Origin of the sequence: Streptomyces chartreusis (assembly GCF_008704715.1) — a bacterium.
GTDB lineage: Bacteria > Actinomycetota > Actinomycetes > Streptomycetales > Streptomycetaceae > Streptomyces > Streptomyces chartreusis.
In genome coordinates, this window is record NZ_CP023689.1 from 2747851 (window position 1) to 2764889 (window position 17039).

General features: G+C 70.3%; 11 protein-coding genes. 1 reads left to right on the forward strand and 10 read right to left on the reverse strand.

Going from position 1 to position 17039, the window contains the following annotated elements; genetic code table 11:
- Positions 1 to 133 precede the first annotated feature (133 nt).
- The 3 genes from CP983_RS11420 to CP983_RS11435 all read right to left on the reverse strand — a co-directional run bounded on the left by CP983_RS11420 (position 134) and on the right by CP983_RS11435 (position 4556).
- Positions 134 to 1726, reverse strand: coding sequence for a solute symporter family protein (locus CP983_RS11420; RefSeq protein WP_125528635.1), 1593 nt, complete (start codon positions 1724 to 1726; stop codon positions 134 to 136).
- On the reverse strand, positions 1723 to 2184 hold the full coding sequence (locus tag CP983_RS11425) for a DUF485 domain-containing protein (protein WP_150499527.1): 462 nt from the start codon (positions 2182 to 2184) through the stop codon (positions 1723 to 1725). Before CP983_RS11425 ends, CP983_RS11420 begins: the two co-directional genes overlap by 4 nt.
- A 248-nt stretch (positions 2185 to 2432) precedes the next feature.
- On the reverse strand, positions 2433 to 4556 hold the full coding sequence (locus tag CP983_RS11435) for a DNA gyrase/topoisomerase IV subunit B (protein ID WP_107907480.1): 2124 nt from the start codon (positions 4554 to 4556) through the stop codon (positions 2433 to 2435).
- Positions 4557 to 5001: 445 nt separating this feature from the next.
- On the opposite strand from CP983_RS11435, the gene CP983_RS11440 reads away from it, so the two are divergent.
- Positions 5002 to 5232, forward strand: coding sequence for a DUF7455 domain-containing protein (locus tag CP983_RS11440; protein WP_030945102.1), 231 nt, complete (start codon positions 5002 to 5004; stop codon positions 5230 to 5232).
- Between the two features lie 114 nt (positions 5233 to 5346).
- Here CP983_RS11440 and CP983_RS11445 read toward each other — a convergent pair whose 3' ends face one another.
- The 7 genes from CP983_RS11445 to CP983_RS11475 all read right to left on the reverse strand — a co-directional run bounded on the left by CP983_RS11445 (position 5347) and on the right by CP983_RS11475 (position 16921).
- Complete coding sequence (locus tag CP983_RS11445; protein WP_150499528.1) at positions 5347 to 6204, reverse strand: serine protease; 858 nt, start codon at positions 6202 to 6204, stop codon at positions 5347 to 5349.
- 142 nt (positions 6205 to 6346) lie between these two features.
- On the reverse strand, positions 6347 to 7891 hold the full coding sequence (locus CP983_RS11450; protein WP_107908333.1) for an RNA polymerase sigma factor: 1545 nt from the start codon (positions 7889 to 7891) through the stop codon (positions 6347 to 6349).
- Between the two features lie 426 nt (positions 7892 to 8317).
- Positions 8318 to 9205, reverse strand: a complete 888-nt coding sequence (locus tag CP983_RS11455) for a FadR/GntR family transcriptional regulator (RefSeq protein WP_107907478.1) — start codon at positions 9203 to 9205, stop codon at positions 8318 to 8320.
- A 163-nt stretch (positions 9206 to 9368) separates the two neighbouring features.
- Positions 9369 to 11354, reverse strand: coding sequence for an ABC transporter ATP-binding protein (locus tag CP983_RS11460; protein ID WP_150499529.1), 1986 nt, complete (start codon positions 11352 to 11354; stop codon positions 9369 to 9371).
- Between the two features lie 166 nt (positions 11355 to 11520).
- A complete protein-coding gene (locus tag CP983_RS11465; RefSeq protein WP_030950575.1) occupies positions 11521 to 12279 on the reverse strand; it encodes an NUDIX hydrolase in 759 nt (252 codons plus the stop codon).
- Between the two features lie 332 nt (positions 12280 to 12611).
- Positions 12612 to 14522, reverse strand: a complete 1911-nt coding sequence (locus tag CP983_RS11470) for a glycogen debranching N-terminal domain-containing protein (RefSeq protein WP_229914694.1) — start codon at positions 14520 to 14522, stop codon at positions 12612 to 12614.
- Positions 14523 to 15136: 614 nt separating this feature from the next.
- Positions 15137 to 16921 carry a DUF4192 domain-containing protein gene (locus CP983_RS11475; RefSeq protein WP_150499530.1) on the reverse strand — a complete coding sequence of 595 codons (1785 nt, stop codon included), beginning with the start codon at positions 16919 to 16921 and terminating at the stop codon, positions 15137 to 15139.
- Positions 16922 to 17039 lie beyond the last annotated feature (118 nt).

The window sequence follows — 17039 nt, forward strand, 5'->3', positions numbered from 1 at the left end:
ACGCCGACCGCCGAATCGTCAGCCGCCGGCCGGCCAGGCCGCGGAGGGCTTGGCCATACATGGGCGCCGGGGACAGCCGTACGACGACGGAGAGAGCCGTACAACGGCTACGGCGACGGAACATCGGCCCGCTCTAGACCGCCCCCGCCCCCGTCAGCGCCCGCACCTCGGTCTCCGCGTGCTTTGCCTCGTCGGGGACCTCCGCCGAGGTGACGGTGCCGAGCCAGCCCGCGACGAAGCCCAGGGGGATCGAGACGAGGCCGGGGTTCTGGAGGGGGAAGTACTGGAAGTCGACCGCGGGGAACAGCGATTCGGGGCTGCCGGACACCACCGGCGACAGCACCACGAGGACCACGGCCGGGATGAGCCCTCCGTACACGGACCAGACGGCTCCCCGTGTGGTGAAGCCCCGCCAGAACAGCGAGTACAGCAGCACCGGAAGGTTGGCGGACGCGGCGACGGCGAAGGCGAGGCCCACGAGGAACGCGACGTTCATGTCGCGGGCCAGCAGTCCGAGGCCGATCGCGACCACGCCGATGCCGACGGCTGCAACGCGGGCCACGGCCACCTCACTGCGGGGCTTGGAGTTCCGGCGGCGTAGCGAGGCGTACAGGTCGTGGGCCACGGAGGCCGATGACGAGAGTGTGATGCCGGCGACCACGGCGAGGATCGTGGCGAAGGCGATGGCGGCGACCACGGCGAACAGAACCGTTCCACCGGTGGAGTCCGCGCCGCCGCCGAGGTCGAGGGCGAGGAGCGGTACGGCCGTGTTCCCGGCCGCGTTCGACCCGCGTACCGCCTCGGGGCCGACGATCGCCGCCGCGCCGAACCCGAGGACGATCGTCATCAGGTAGAAGCCGCCGATGAGCCCGATCGCCCAGACCACCGAACGCCGGGCCGCACGGGCGGTGGGCACGGTGTAGAAGCGGGACAGGATGTGCGGCAGCCCGGCGGTGCCCAGCACGAGGGCGAGACCGAGGCTGATGAAGTCGAAGCGGGCGGTCCAGTCGCCGCCGTACTTCAGGCCGGGCGCGAGGAACGCGTCCCCGTGGCCGCTGCGTTCGGCCGCCGTGAGCAGCAGTTGGTCGAAGTCGCCGTGGAAGCGCAGCAGGACGAGCACGGTCAACGCGACGGTGCCGCCGAGCAGCAGGACCGATTTGACGATCTGGATCCAGGTGGTGGCCCGCATCCCTCCCAACGACACATAGATCACCATGAGCGCGCCGACGCCGATGACGGTCCAGGACTGCGCCGCCTCGCCCTTGCCCCCGAGCAGCAGCGCGACCAGCGTGCCCGCGCCCACCATCTGCGCCACCAGATACAGAACGGACACGGTGACCGAGGAAGTTCCCGCCGCGATCCGCACGGGCCGCTCGCTCATCCGAGAGGCGACCACGTCGGCGAGCGTGAACCGCCCGCAGTTGCGCACCAGTTCGGCGACGAGGAACAGCACGACGAGCCAGGCCACGAGGAAGCCCACCGAGTACAGCAGCCCGTCGTAGCCGAAGAGGGCGATGAGGCCGGAGATGCCGAGGAAGGAGGCGGCGGACATGTAGTCGCCGGCGATGGCAAAACCATTCTCCGCGGGCGTGAAGAGCCGGCCGCCCGCGTAGAACTCCTCGGCGGAGCCACGCCGGTTGCGGCTCACCCAGGTGGTGATCCCGAGCGTGATCGCGACGAACGCACTGAAGAGCAGCAGCGACAGCGTCTGATGGTCGACCGTCACGCGGCACCGCCCTTCGCGACGCGCGTCAACTCCTGGGTGTCCCAGCGCAATTCGAGCGCCGCGCGGTCCCGGCGCAGGCGCGCGTGACGGGCGTAGGCCCAGGTCAGCAGGAAGGTCGTGAGGAACTGCCCGAGCCCGGCGAGCATCGCGACGTTCACGGCGCCCATGACGGGGCGGGCCATCAGCCCCGGTGCGGTCGTGGCCGCCACCACGTACGCCACGTACCAGGAGAGGAACACGACGACCGCCGGCACCACGAACCGCCGGTAGCGGCTGCGCACTTCGCGGAAGGCGGCGCTGCGCTGCACCTCCAGGTACACATCACCGGCGGGAGGCGGGGCGGCTTCGGGGGCGCCCGGAGCGTCCGACTCCCCCCATCCGGAGGCGAGGGCGTCGTACCAGGGATCGTCGTACCGCGCACCTGTGGCTTCGCGGGGACGACCATCGCTTGAGTGCATGCCCAAGCATGGACAGAACGGAAAGATCGCCGACCCGGCTTCTCCGCCCGCTTCACCCCATCAGGTGATTCAAACCGGAAGGACCAGGCAAGTCGGTAAATGTTCCCTGCACCCGCCGACGACGGTCGACCCCCACAGGGGCCACCCGCACCCGCCGGCGAAAGCAGCACGGGCGGTGCGGGTGGGAACCCAAAAAACAGCCGAAGGCGAAGCCGAGGCCGAAACCCCGGCCCAAGCCGAGCGCAGCGCTACGCGTCGATACGCGACCGGTCCAGCGTCGCCGCCGAGCTGGAGATGAACTCCTTGCGCGGCGCCACGTCGTTGCCCATCAGCAGATCGAAGACCCGCTCAGCGGCCTCCAGATCGGTCAGACTGATCCGCCGCAGCGTCCGATGCCGCGGATCCATCGTCGTCTCGGCCAGCTGGTCGGCGTCCATCTCGCCCAGACCCTTGTAGCGCTGGATGGTGTCCTTGTAGCGCACACCCTTGCTCTGGAACTCCATGAGCTTGTCACGCAGCTCGCGGTCCGAGTACGTGTACACGTACTTGTCCTGCCCCTTCTTGGGCTGGACGAGCTCGATCCGGTGCAGCGGGGGCACGGCCGCGAACACCCGGCCCGCCTCGATCATCGGCCGCATGTAGCGCTGGAACAGCGTCAGCAGCAGCGTCCGGATGTGGGAGCCGTCGACGTCGGCGTCGGTCATCATGATGATCTTGCCGTAGCGGGCGGCGTCGATGTCGAAGGTCCGGCCGGACCCCGCTCCTATGACCTGGATGATCGCGCCGCACTCGGCGTTCTTGAGCATGTCGGTCACGGACGACTTCTGGACGTTGAGGATCTTGCCGCGGATCGGCAGCAGCGCCTGGAACTCGGAGTTCCGGGCGAGCTTGGCGGTGCCGAGCGCGGAGTCTCCCTCGACGATGAACAGCTCGCTGCGGTCGACGTCGTCGCTGCGGCAGTCGGCGAGCTTGGCGGGGAGCGACGAGGACTCCAGGGCCGTCTTGCGGCGCTGCGCGTCCTTGTGCTGGCGGGCGGCGATGCGCGTACGGGCCGCCGCGACGGCCTTTTCGAGCACCACGCGCGCCTGTGCCGCCGCGTCCCGCTTGGTGGACGTCAGGAACGCCTTGAGCTCCTTGGCGATCACCGTGTTCACGATGCGCCGGGCCGCCGAGGTGCCGAGGACCTCCTTGGTCTGGCCCTCGAACTGCGGCTCGGCGAGCCGGACGGTGACGACCGCGGTCAGGCCCTCCAGGGCGTCGTCCTTGACGATGTCGTCCTCGGCGACGCGCAGCATCTTCTTGGTGCGCAGGACCTCGTTCATGGTGGCGGCGACGGCCGTCTCGAAGCCCGCGACGTGGGTGCCGCCCTTGGGGGTGGCGATGATGTTCACGAACGACTTCAGGGTCGTGTCGTAGCCCGTGCCCCAGCGCATGGCGACGTCGACGACGAGCTCGCGGGTGACCTGGGTCGGCGTCATCTGGCCGTGCTCGTCCAGGACCGGGACCGTCTCCTTGAAGGTGCCCTGACCGGTGAAGCGGAGGACGTCGCAGACGGGCTTGTCGGTGGCCAGGTACTCGCAGAACTCGCTGATCCCGCCGTCGAAGCGGAAGGACTCCTCGCCCTTGCTGCCGCCGTCGCCGAGGCCGAATTCGTCGCGGACGACGATGGTCAGGCCGGGCACCAGGAACGCGGTCTGGCGGGCGCGCTGGTGGAGGTTCTCCAGGGAGAGCTTGGCGTCCTTGAGGAAGATCTGGCGGTCGGCCCAGTACCGCACGCGCGTGCCGTTGCGCGTCTTGGGGATCTTCTTGGTCTTGCGCAGGCCGCTCTTGGCCTCGAACTTCGCGTCGGGGCCGTCGGTGGCGAAGGCCCCGGGGACACCGCGCCGGAAGCTGATGGCGTGGGTGTGACCGCTGCGGTCCACCTCGACGTCCAGCCGCGCGGACAGGGCGTTCACCACGGAGGCGCCCACGCCGTGCAGACCGCCGGAGGCGGCGTAGGAGCCGCCGCCGAACTTGCCGCCGGCGTGCAGCTTGGTCATCACGACCTCGACGCCGGACATGCCGGTCTTGGGCTCGACGTCGACCGGGATGCCCCGGCCGTTGTCGCGGACCTCCACGGACCCGTCGTCGTGCAGGATCACCTCGATGTGATCGCAGTAGCCGCCGAGGGCCTCGTCGACGGAGTTGTCGATGATCTCCCACAGGCAGTGCATAAGACCGCGGCTGTCGGTCGACCCGATGTACATACCCGGGCGCTTGCGCACGGCCTCGAGGCCCTCGAGGACGAGCAGGTGCCGCGCGGTGTAGTTGGAACCGTCCCGGTCTGCTCCTGCCAGCAGCGCTGTGGACGGCACGGACGTCTCGGCGGTCACGCGGTTCGCTCCTCGCTGAATTTCAGGTTGCGCCCTGGTGGGTAAGGGCGCGGCTTCGGTCGCCGTCAAGAGGGTACCGAGGCCTGGTAGAGCCGTTGTAACGCCACCCTCGTACGAAACACAGACTAGTCCACGGTCGCATAGGTGTTCGATCCCTCTATGGGGTGAAGTACATATCACGTTCCCTTCCAGGCATGAACCATTTAGGCTCCGGGCACGTCCTCATGAACAAACCGGCAAGCCAGCCGGGTGGGACCGACCTTGACCAACAGCGCGAAACCGTAAGCAAGACACCGACGCAATACGGCACATTCGCCGCCAAGCCGGCAGCAGCCGGCCGCCTCCAAAAAATTTCTCTCTGGGTGAAGCCACGAGCGGGAACGTTTTGGGGCTGGTTGGATGTTGACCCTGGTACGACAGCTCGTCGAGCTAGAGAAGAGGCGACGTGACTACTGTTCTGACCCCCGCGAGCCCGCTGACGGCCGCTGACCGCTGCGACCGTTGCGGCGCCCAGGCGTACGTGCGCGTCGTCCTGCTCAGCGGCGGAGAGCTGCTCTTCTGCGCCCACCACGGTCGCAAGTTCGAGCCGGAACTCAAGAAGATCGCCGCTGAGATACAGGACGAGACGGAGCGGCTTACGTCCGTTCCCGCATCGGCGTCCGAAGAAGAGCGCTGACACCTCGCAACAAACGACGAGCCAGCTTCCGGCACAGGCCGGTCGACGGGCGGCCGCCCCTGACATCAGGGACGGCCGCCCGCGCTCATATCCCGCTCGTATCCCCGCGAGGCCTCAGCCGCCCGCCGCGGACTCCTGCGCCCCGGCCCGCGAGCCCATGGCCCGCACGATGTCGGACACCCGCGTGTAGACGCCGGGGCTGCCCGCACGGCCGCACCCGTTCCCCCAGGACACGAGCCCGATCAGCTTCCCCTGGGCGACCAGCGGCCCTCCGCTGTCCCCCTGGCAGGCGTCCCTGCCACCCGTCCGCTCCCCCGCGCAGAGCATGCTGCCGGCCATGTACCTGCCGTCACCACCGCCCGGATACGCCTGGCTGCACAGCGCGTCGGGCAGCACGTGCACCCGCGCCGCCCGCAGCCCCCGCGGATAGTCGCCCGCGCCCGTGACGTCCCCCCACCCGTAGACCAGCGCTGGCGTCCCCGGCACATAGGCAGGGTCGCCGGGACCGGCCATCCCGATCACCGCACTGGCGGGAAGGGCCTGCGACAGACTCACCACGGCGAAGTCGCCGCTGTTGCTGTCCTCGTCGTAGTCAGGGTTCACCCAGGCGCCCCGGACGGGAATCTCGTGCCCCGAGCCCGACAGCAGGTCCGAGCGACCGGTGATGACCTTGAAGTCGCGCACCTGTTCCGGCGCCGACCCGAGGACCCCCTCGCTCAGGCAGTGGGCCGCGGTCAGCACGGTGGTCCGGCCGACCGCCACACCTACGCAGAACTGACCGGCCCGCGTACCCCCGAACCGGTCACGGCTGGACAGCGCCACGGTCCAGGGGCTGTCGGACACATCGACCGGGAACCCACCTACGACGACGCTGTCGGCGGCCGCGGGGGCTGCGGTCGCCAGCGGTACGGCGGTCGCCACTGCCGCCATAACCAGCGGCCGGGCCAGCGCCCGGGCAAAGGGACGACGCATGGCGCTCCTCACTCTCGGGTGGTCATGGGAAACCCAGAGTGAGTCAGCCCGCCGCACCCCGCACCCGCGGGCAAACGCAAAGGCCCGGCCCCACTCGGGGACCGGGCCTTTCGCGTCGTGAAACGCGTGGTGCGTGTGCGACTTAGTCGAGGTAGTCGCGCAGCACCTGCGAGCGCGACGGGTGGCGCAGCTTCGACATGGTCTTCGACTCGATCTGGCGGATGCGCTCACGCGTCACGCCGTAGACCTTGCCGATCTCGTCGAGGGTCTTCGGCTGACCGTCGGTGAGGCCGAAGCGCATGGAGACCACGCCCGCCTCGCGCTCGGACAGGGTGTCGAGGACCGAGTGCAGCTGCTCCTGGAGGAGCGTGAAGCTGACGGCGTCGGCCGGGACGACGGCCTCGGAGTCCTCGATGAGGTCACCGAACTCGCTGTCGCCGTCCTCGCCCAGCGGGGTGTGCAGGGAGATGGGCTCGCGGCCGTACTTCTGGACCTCGATGACCTTCTCGGGGGTCATGTCGAGTTCCTTGGCCAGCTCCTCCGGGGTGGGCTCGCGGCCCAGGTCCTGGAGCATCTGGCGCTGCACGCGGGCGAGCTTGTTGATGACCTCGACCATGTGCACCGGGATACGGATGGTGCGGGCCTGGTCGGCCATGGCGCGGGTGATCGCCTGACGGATCCACCAGGTGGCGTACGTGGAGAACTTGTAGCCCTTGGTGTAGTCGAACTTCTCGACCGCGCGGATCAGACCGAGGTTGCCCTCCTGGATGAGGTCCAGGAAGAGCATGCCGCGGCCGGTGTAGCGCTTGGCCAGGGAGACCACGAGGCGGAGGTTGGCCTCCAGCAGGTGGTTCTTGGCGCGGCGGCCGTCCTCGGCGATGATCTCCAGCTCGCGCTTCAGCTTCGGGGCGAGCTTGTCGGCGTTGGCGAGCTTGTCCTCGGCGAACAGACCGGCCTCGATGCGCTTGGCGAGTTCGACCTCCTGCTCGGCGTTGAGCAGCGGGACCTTACCGATCTGCTTGAGGTAGTCCTTGACCGGGTCGGCGGTGGCACCGGCGGCGGCGACCTGCTGCGCGGGCGCGTCGTCCTCGTCCTCGTCGGAGAGCACGAAACCGGCGCTCTCGGCACCCTCGGGCTCGTCGCCGGCCTTGCCGCCGGGCGCCGCCTCTTCGAGACCCTCGTCCTCGGGAAGCTCGGCGTCGTCCTTCTTGGCGGTCGTCTTCTTGGCAGCGGTCTTCTTGGCTGCCGTCGTCTTCTTCGCCGCAGTCTTCTTGGCGGTCGTCTTCTTGGCGGCGGCCTTCTTCGCGGGGGCCTCGTCCTCGACGGCGGGTTCGGCGGTGGGCGCCGCGGGCGTGGCGGTGGCGGTGGCCTTCTTGGCGGTCACCGTCTTGGCCGCGACCGTCTTGGTGGCGGTGCGCTTGGCCGGACTCTTCGCTGCGACGCTCTTTCGGGTGCGCTTGGGCTCCGCGGCACTGACCATCAGCGTCACACCCTCTTCCTCGAGGATCTGGTTGAGGCTGCGCAGTACGTTCTTCCACTGAGTGGCCGGAATCTGGTCGGCTTCGAAGGCCCGACGCACATCGTCGCCGGCGATCTGCCCCTCAGCCTTTCCCCGCTCGATAAGAGCCATGACAGAGACGGACTCGGCGATCTCCGGCGGGAGCGTACGGGATGTGCTGGCCGACACGAACAACCTCTCGGAACGTTGGAAAACGGCTTCCGGCCCCGTCCACTACGGACAGGAGCCGACCACCGGCCTGGGGATTGGACCGACGGTGCGGGCGGGGGCCGGGAAGATTCACAGCGCCTGAAACGGCGTCCGTATTCCCTCCGCGGCTGTCACCTCTTAGGTCATCGCGCTGTTTCCCCGAGTGTTACGCCCAATCTGCGTGGCCCGAGTCACATCCCGTAACCGATCAAAAGCATGCAGACACGGACAGAACCGGTCGCCAGCTGCTTCGACCAAGCACTGTACGGCGTTTCCACCGCCCCTCGCACCGTCGGACCCGCAGGATCCGCGCGGGATCCTGCGGGTCCGACGGGAGGGGGCTGCGCAGACCGGGAGCGCCACAGGAGGGGGAGGCGCCCCTGGCCGCGTCACCCTGGCGCGCGGTCAGTGCTCGCGGGGTGCGGGCACCACGCGCTCCACCTCGGGATGGACCGTGAGCAGCTGACGCATGGCGTTCTCGGCCGCCGCCCCGTCGCCGGTGGCGAGGGCGTCGACGATCCTGCTGTGCAGTGTCAGCGAGGTCTCGTTCGGCCGGTCACAGCCGGTCACGGGGCCGCCGGAGACCTGGAGGGCGGCCGAGACGATCCCGGAGAGGTGCTCCAGCATGCGGTTGCCGGCGACCTGGATGAGCAGCGAGTGGAACTCGGTGTCGGCGCGGGAGAAGGTGAGGACGTCACCCTGCCCCATCGCATGGCTCATGATCTCGACCATGTCGGCGAGCCGCTGCTGAACGTCGTCGCGCCCGTGCCCGGCGGCGAGGCGGGCGGCGAGCGGCTCGATCGTCCAGCGCAGCTCGCTCAGCTCCCGGCGCTGGTCGTCGCGCTGCGGTCCGAAGGCCCGCCACTCGATGATGTCCGGGTCGAGGAGGTTCCAGTCACTGACGGGGCGCACGCGCGTGCCGACGTTCGGGCGCGCGCTGACCAGGCCCTTGGCCTCCAGTACGCGCAGCGACTCGCGGACGACGGTGCGGGAGACCTCGAAACGCTGGCCGATCTCCTCCGGGACCAGCGGGCGGTCGGCGCCCAGGTCTCCGGAGACGATCATCTGGCCGAGCTGTTGGACGAGTTGGCCGTGCAGCCCGCGTCCGCGGCTGCCCGCGGCGCGTCGGCCGACACGGCCCAGTTCCGGCTCAGCGCTGTCCCAGGCGGGGACTCCGACGCGGTCGGCGACGGAGGCCTCGGCGTAGGGGTAGCGGTCGAGATCGCCCGGGCCGGCAAGACCGGAGTCGGCGGCGCGGGCGGCGGTCATCATGGTGTGCGCAAGGGTACTCACGGTTCCTTTGTCGGCGGTCTCCTCAACTCCCTTGAGGTCTTTGGTGAAAAGCACACGAAAGGGTGATCGCTCACCCCGTCGCAATTGACGCCTTATCGGAAAGAAATGGGCTTTCCCCGGGGAGTTGCGAGCACGACAGGTCGGGGAACGCCACGGACGGTCGTCATCGGACCCTGCTCCTCAGGGTCGTGAACAGATAGGCGCAGAGCAGAGCGGCCAGCGACAACGTCATTGCGCCACCCACGGGTTGACTTACGACCCGCGCGACCGCCGCGAGATACCGCTCTCCTCCGAACGGCCACTGCGACAGGAGCACCTCCCGCAGCCGCAGCGGAAATCCAGCCGCCGTTCGCACAGATGGTCCCTCCAAGACCTTTTGTACGAGGGGTACGACGACAATGGGCACGGTGACCACCGCGGCGAGCCCGGCCGTGGTCGACCGGAAAAGGCCGGCGGCGAGCACCCCGGCCCAGGAACAGCCGACGACGAGTCCGATCCAACTCGCGCTCAGCGAAAGCCAGTCCGCGGGAACTTCCGCGAGCTCCCGTCCGTAGACGAGATAGAGCACCTCGATGTTGCAGCCCACGGTGAGGACGGCCAGCACCAGGGCGGTGGCCGAGGCGACGAGGAGTTTCGCAGCCAGCAGCCCCAGCCGACGGGGCACGGTGCCGCGATCCGCTGCCAGGGCGGGGTGGCGGAACTCGTCACCGAACGCGATCGCCCCGAGCAGCCCCGCACCGAGCGCCGCGGGCGGCAGCGGCAGCTCGCGCGGCCACGCTGCCAGCAGGCGCGCATGCGGCGTGTGCCCGATGCGGGCGAGCACCACGGCGGTGAGCGCGGACACCACGAGCACGACACCCGCGGTGACGAACCCTGTGCCGACGCCGAGTGCGCGACGGAGTTCGTAACGGAGGGGGCGGAGGGGGCTGGGGGCGGGGCGGACGGAGATGGGGGGCGGGAGATCGGGCAGATCATGGGCGGGGTGGTCGGAGGCGCGTGAGCCGTCGTCCCGCCCCGAAGGCTCGTCCCCGGTCCCTTGCGAGGTCTCGTGGGCCTCGACCCCGTCCTGCCCTTCGTCCGGCGCCTGCGACCTCTCGGGGGCAGACGCGAGATCCCCGGCCGGGGTCCGCCTCTCACCCCGCCTCGGCGCTGAGCCCCTGCGCCGCCGACTGCTGACTCCGGCATCGGCCTTGGTCGGCGCGGCATCCCCGTAGGCCGACCGCGACTCCTCGTCGACTCGCGACTCGATCCCGTCGGGATCCATGTCAGGCCCCGGCCCCATGTCCCCGATCTCGTCGGCGAGTTGGTGTACGAGGATGCCGTTGCGGAACGCGATCTCGCCGACGTCGGCGCAGCTACTGCCGTACACCGAGAGACGGTTGCCGCTCTCACGGACGACCTCGACGGAACGGTGGGCGGTACGCGCCTGCTTGCCGAGCAGGGTGGCCAGCCGCGAGGCGTGCGGGGTGCGCACGGCGACGCGAGGACGCAGCCTGGTGCGTGCGAACTCGGCGGCGTCCTGGTCGGCGACGAGCCTGCCTCGCTCCAACGTGACGACACGGTCTGCGGTGCGCGCGGCTTCCTTGGCGTCGGCCGTGGTCAGCAGGACCGTTCCGCCCTGGGCCGCGTGTGCGTGCAGCGCGCCGTGCAGCCAGCGGCGCTCGCGGGTGGTGAGCCCTTCCGCGGGGTCGTCGAGCACGAGCGTGTGCGGGTCGGCGAGAAGGGTGCAGGCCAGGCCGAGGCGGCGGTCCATGCCGCGCGAGAGGGTGCCGAGGCGTTCGTCGCGCAGGCTGACGAGGCCGACCACCTCCAGAACCTCGTCGGCACGCCGGGCCGGTACGCCCGCCGCGGCGCACAGCATGCGCAGATGACCGCGCACCGAGCGCGCCGGATGCCCGGGAACGTCGCCCAGAAGCACACCGACCTCGCGCGACGGATGCGCCATGCGATGCAGGGGGCGGCCTCTGAAGAAGGTGACTCCACGGCCCTGTTGGAGTTCGAGCATGAGTCTGAGCGCTGTGGTCTTGCCCGCTCCCGCCCCTCCGAGCAGCGCGGTGACACAGCCCGCCTGAGCCTCGAAGGACACGTCGTCGAGGGCGGGGGGAAACTCCTTGCGAGGGTTGCTGGTCAGTCCGATCGCCTGGATCACCCGCAGCAAGATAGCGCGCTATGTCCGTTTTTTCCGGTAGGGCAAGGCCCTCTCGCCCGACGGTATTCCGCCCGGTCAGCCATCTGCACGGCCGCTCGTTCGCCCGGCTCTCGGTCGGGCTGCGTCGGACCGCCTCCGGACCGGCGTCGCGCCTTCGCCTCGCGCGTCAGACTTCGGGGCGCAGCATCGGCGGGTTGAGCAGGGTCGCACCACCGGCCCGGAAGAGCTGGGCGGGCCTGCCTCCCTGGCGGGTGGTGGTTCCACCGGTGGGCACGAGGAAGCCGGGCGTACCGGTCACCTTGCGGTGAAAGTTGCGCGGGTCGAGCGCCACACCCCACACCGCCTCGTAGACCCGACGCAGCTCTCCGACCGTGAACTCGGTCGGGCAGAACGCCGTGGCCAACGACGAGTACTCGATCTTGGAGCGTGCCCTCTCCACACCGTCGGCCAGGATCTGCGCGTGGTCGAAGGCGAGCGGCGCGACCGGTTCGCCGTCCCGTCCGTATCCGCCCTGCTGCAACAGTTCGTCGACCGGGGCCCACCGGGCGTTGCTCGCGTCCCCGCCCGCGCGCGGCGCCGGCAGATCCGGGGCCAGCGCCAGGTGGGCAACGCTCACCACCCGCATCCGCGGATCCCGCTTGGGGTCACCGTAGGTCGCCAGCTGCTCGAGGTGAGCGCCGTTGTCCTGCACGGGGGCAGCGGGTTCGTGCGCCCGCAGCCCGGTCTCCTCGGCCAACTCGCGCGCGGCGGCCTGCGCCAGGTCCTCGTCCGCCCGCACGAACCCACCCGGCAGTGCCCAGCGCCCCTGGAACGGCGGTTCGCCCCTGCGCACCGCCAGCGCGCACAGGGCATGGCGGCGCACGGTCAGCACGACCAGGTCCACGGTTACGGCAAAGGGCGGGAAGGCTGACGGGTCGTAGGGCATGCGGCGATCATAGTCGTCTGCCTGACGATAAACACTCCCTTCGTCGAGCCCATCGACTGTTGATCCAATTCGGCCCGGCATGCGGCGTACCGGCCTCTGACGTGGCTCGTCCCGTCGTGCACGGCCGCGGCATGCGGTCGGTGGGGTCATGTGTGTGCGGCGAGTGAGGTCTGAGGTTGCCCGGCGTACGCGGCCGCGGTCGGTGTCGAATGAGGTCGCTTCGCTCGCCATGCGTCGTGCGAGGCCGCGTCGGGTGAGGTGCGAGGTCGTGACGGGCGAGGCACGAGGTCGTGACGGGCGAGGCGCGCGGTCGCCTCAGGCGCTGTGCGTGGTCATGCTCGCAACTGCAACCCGTCGGCCGCCTCCTCGACCATGGCGAGACCGAGTCGGCTGACCCGTACCGAGAAGGGGGCTCCGGCGACCCGAAGGCCGGTCAGAACGATCTCGCCCAGCGGCGCACCTCGCACGGGCCGCAGTGTGACCGTCCCGGCCGGGGCGTCCGGGCGTATGCCGGCGAGCGTGGTGAGGAGCAGCACCCCGGCTGCCGCGGACGTGGCCGCCGGGCGGCAGGCCGCCGGATGCGGGAGGGGAGCGCTTCCTTCGGTGCGTGCCTCCCCCGCGTACATGTCCGGGAGCCGGTGGCCGAAGGCCTCTGCGGCCGCCAGCACGCCATGCAGCAGTGCGCTGGCCTCCTTCTCGTAGTCGGCTGCGGCGAGACCGGCCACGGCGACGGCCGTCTCATGCACCCTCACGGCACCGCTGCGATGACCGAACGGGTTGTACCCCGCCTCCTTCGCGCTCAGCCCACGCAATCCCCAGCCCGAGTCCATGGCCGGGGCTCCGAGTAGCCGGGCGAGCTGCTCGGTCTGCACCTTGTCGAGCAGTCCGGGTGCCAGTTCTCCCCCGCCCAGCAGGCCGGTGTCGAGGAGGTGAGCGGCGGCCGCACCCAGATGCGGCACCGGGCGTCCGTCCGGGGTCCGGGCGGCAGCGGGCCTGCCGCCGCCCAGGTCGTCGATCCAGAAGTCGGTCCGGAACGCTGCCCGGAGCTCCCCGGCCCAGTGGCGCAGCTCGTCACCGCCAGATCTGCCGCAGGTGTCCAGCAGGTCTGCGCCGAGCAGTGCCGCACGGTGGGCGTGAGCCTGGGTCTCGCAGCGGACGGGGCCGCCGGGGTGCGGGTCCGGCAGGTACGCGCCGTCGCCGACGGTGGTCCGCAGCCAGCTCAGGCAGCGCTCGGCCGCCGGCAGGAGTTCCTCGACCTCTGGCTCTGGCAGCCCCCAGCGTCGGGCCTCCGCGAGCAGCGCGGGGAAGAGCAGTGTGGCCTCGGTGCCCGTGCAACCCGGCGGCAGATGCGTGCCGGCGTCACGTCTCGGTCCGGGGATCATGCCGGACTGTGGCCCCTTGTCCCGGAGTTGAGTGCGAGCGAGGGTGCGCAGCGTGCCCACGGCGAGACGGGTGCCCAGGGGCAGGGTCATCCGGGCGGCGGCGAGGGCATCGGCCGGCGCCATGCCGCAGCGCCAGGGTGCGCCGGCGGCAAGGTGGGTGTCGGAGGGGTAGGTAGGGTCGCGTAGGAGGAGGCCTTGGAGGTCGTCGATGCTCGTTCGTAGCAGCGCCTCGACCCTGGGATCGTCGCCGGCGGCGCGGGCCGGAGGCAGCGGGCTGGTCGCCGCCCGGCCTACCGCACGCATGGGTCCGGCTCCGTCCGACCGCACCCTCATCTCGATGTACGCGACACCTCCCGGCGGCAGCTCGAACTCCCAGCGCAACAGTCCTGCCGAGGCCAGCGCATCGGTCGGTGGCGGATCGGCCGTGACCGTCGAGCTTCCCCTGTCGGACGACCATCGCAGGCCGGAGTCGTGGACGGTGGCGGGGAGTTCGGGTCCTGCGTTGCCGCATGCGATGGAACCGAGGTCGGCCAGGTCGGTGGCCAGCGCGACTTCGACCGGCAGCCGAAGCGGGCGAACTGCCGCACTGCGCAAGGTGATTCGCTCCATGCCGTTCGCGTGACGGGTTCGCTCTACGACGACGTCCGGGTCGGGGCCGGCGTGCGGGGACGTACGCAGGGTGCCCACGAAGCGGACGCAGTCGGCTGTGGTCATCCAGGCCTGCACCGCGAGCGGTTCACGTCCGGCCACACGGAGCTGGCAGCGGGAGAGCACGCGTCGGCCCGCGCGGTAGAAGCCGTCGAGGCCTTGGCCGGTCAACTGGCCCTGATCCGTGGAGATCGCGAGGCCTGGGAGGGCCACGCAGATCAGGGCGTTGTGCGTGGGAGGTAAGGCGGCCGAGGTACGTGCGGGGCCGGTGTGGGGTGACGGTGTCGGGGTCGGGTTCGTTGGCCCTGTCGGACTGTGTGGCCTGGTCGGCTGTTGCGGGAGCCTGGTGTGTTGTCGCTGGTCCGTCTGCGGTGGAGGGGCCCAGCTCTTGGCGGTCGCGGACGGCCACTCGGTGGAGGTCGGCCAGGGTGATCCAAGGCCGGCCGGCTGGACGGTCCGAGGAGTGTCGCTCGGAACCCTGAGCGTGTGCTGCAGCCCAGCGCTCCCGCCGCGAGGCGGACCGGTGTCCTGCCGTTGGGAAGGCACCGGCCCGCCGGCTGTCGAACGGTCATCGGCGGCCGGCGAAGTCGGAATCGGCTGTGGCATGGTGCGGCTTCCTCTGCGCTCATCGCACCGCGGGCGAATGCGGCGCCGACCGGGGGATCCGGAGTGACAGGGGCGGTTCGGCGGCACGGCCGGTCCAGGCGTTCCGCCACTCAGGTGAACGGGGAGGGATCCCTCCAGGTCACGCCCAGCACGGGGTAACCCCGGCGCGTCGGAATCTCGTTCAGCTCGACAGTGCTCCTCAGTGCTCGGTCCACGCCGGTTCACGCCTCCCCCTCGACACCGGTGTTCTTGGGACTCGTGCCGTCAGGGCCGACCTCGCTCTGGCGTACGACTGGCTGCTTCGGGATGCGCGGAGCTGAGCCCTTCACCTCGCTCGGCGCAGAGTGCCGAGCCGTGCGTGGGGCAGTGGTCTTCCCTGCCCGCGTTGCAGAGTCACTCCCTGAACGCGGACTGGCGCCCTTCGCCGTACGCGACCCCGCGTCCTTCGATACTTCCGACGCGTTGCCGCGAGGCCGCGCAGCGCTCGGATGCGACCCTGCCGCCGTACGCGCACGCGAAGCACTCGCCGCTCGCTTTCGCACGACCGACCTCGCGACGCGGGAGAGACCTCCGGCCGAACGCATGGAATGCCGGGACCTGCGACGATCCCCCACATCGGACGTCGACGCGTGCTTCACCGCCTCGCCCCACTTCGAGCCATCAGCCGGCTCCTCGCCATCCCCGAGCACATCCTGCTGCCCCGCCTCGGCCGCCCCGTCACGCCCCGCGCGCTCAGTGCGTAGGCAGCGGCGAATCGACTCGGGGTCCAGCCCTTCGTTGCAGGCCTGGTGCAGCAGACGAGCGAAGAGATAGTCGGAGTCAGCGCCCAGTGCCATGGCAAAGGCCTCGCGGGCCTCCACCTCATCGCCGGTGGACCAGGCGACCCAACCGGCAAGAGTGAGGGGCGCCGCACCATGCTCCCGGTACGGCCCGACGCAGCGTCGGGCCAGTGCGCGCCAGAGCCGCAGGGCCGGTGGGGCCTCGTCGCCCTCCATCCACTCGGCCACGCGGTCGCGCGTCGCACGGTCCTGCAGACCCAGAATGAGCCTCGCGGCCTCTTCGTGATCGAGCAGTTCGTCGTCACGGAGATCCGCGGTGAGCGTTCCCGGCACGGCCGGGGCCGCCGCGAACCGGTTCCGAAGCAGCTCGGCGAGTTCCAGCGTCTCCTCCGCCACGCCTGCGCGTTGCTCGCCGTCAAGGATCCTGGGGACCAGTGCCATCGCGCCCCGGTCCAGGGCGATCTCCTGCTCCAGGGCTGCCGTGGTCTCCCAGGGCAGCAGCCTCGCCCGCAGCTCGCTCAGTGTGCCGCGGACCTGCACTCCGGCGTATGCGGCCGCAGCCGCCAGCACCGACGTACCGGGCAGGCCCATCGGTCGGCCCTCGGCCGGACAGCACTCGGTCCGGTCGCAGCAGTAGGACCAGTAGCGGCCGTCCGAGATGCACAGGGCCTCGACCACCGGCACGTCCAGGCCGCCGCACGCGAGGCGCATCTTCTGGGACAGCGGCCGCAGACGTTCCATGACCTGCCGGCCCGTCTCGCCCTGGGCCGGTTCCTGGCAGAGGAAGGCAACGATCTGTTCCGGTCGGGCGCCCCTGCGCTCGCTGCCCGTCACCAGGCCGTGGGCCAGCTGTGTGGCCGCGGCGTCCCAGTCGTCCGCGCTCGCGGGGATGCCGAGCCGTGCGCGGCCACCGAACCGACCTCGGCCGTCCCTGTCGTGCAGAGCGGCGAGCACCATGCTGTCCTCGGGGCGGTAGCCGAGGAGGTACGGCAGGGCGTCGGCCAGCTCCGCCGGGGTGCGCAAGGTGACCTGGTGCTCGGGCAGCCGGCCTTTGTACTCAGTGCAGTCGAGCGGGTTCTCGCGTCGCGCAGTTCCTGGACTCTCGCCGTGCCCGCCGCGCATGTCACGCGCCTCGTTCGGGTCAGTTGCCCGAGGGGCGAGAGGCTGCTCCTGGCCGGTGGTGCCGTCGTTTTCGTGGGATCCGGTGGCTTCGCTGTGGTTCGTCATGCGGAGACCATCTCGCGGATCTTGAGACTCCGCTTTGCCCTGTGGATAACTCCGACCAGGGACACGACAACACTGGATCTCCGACCTCGGATGCCTGACCCGTCCGACCCCGGATGTC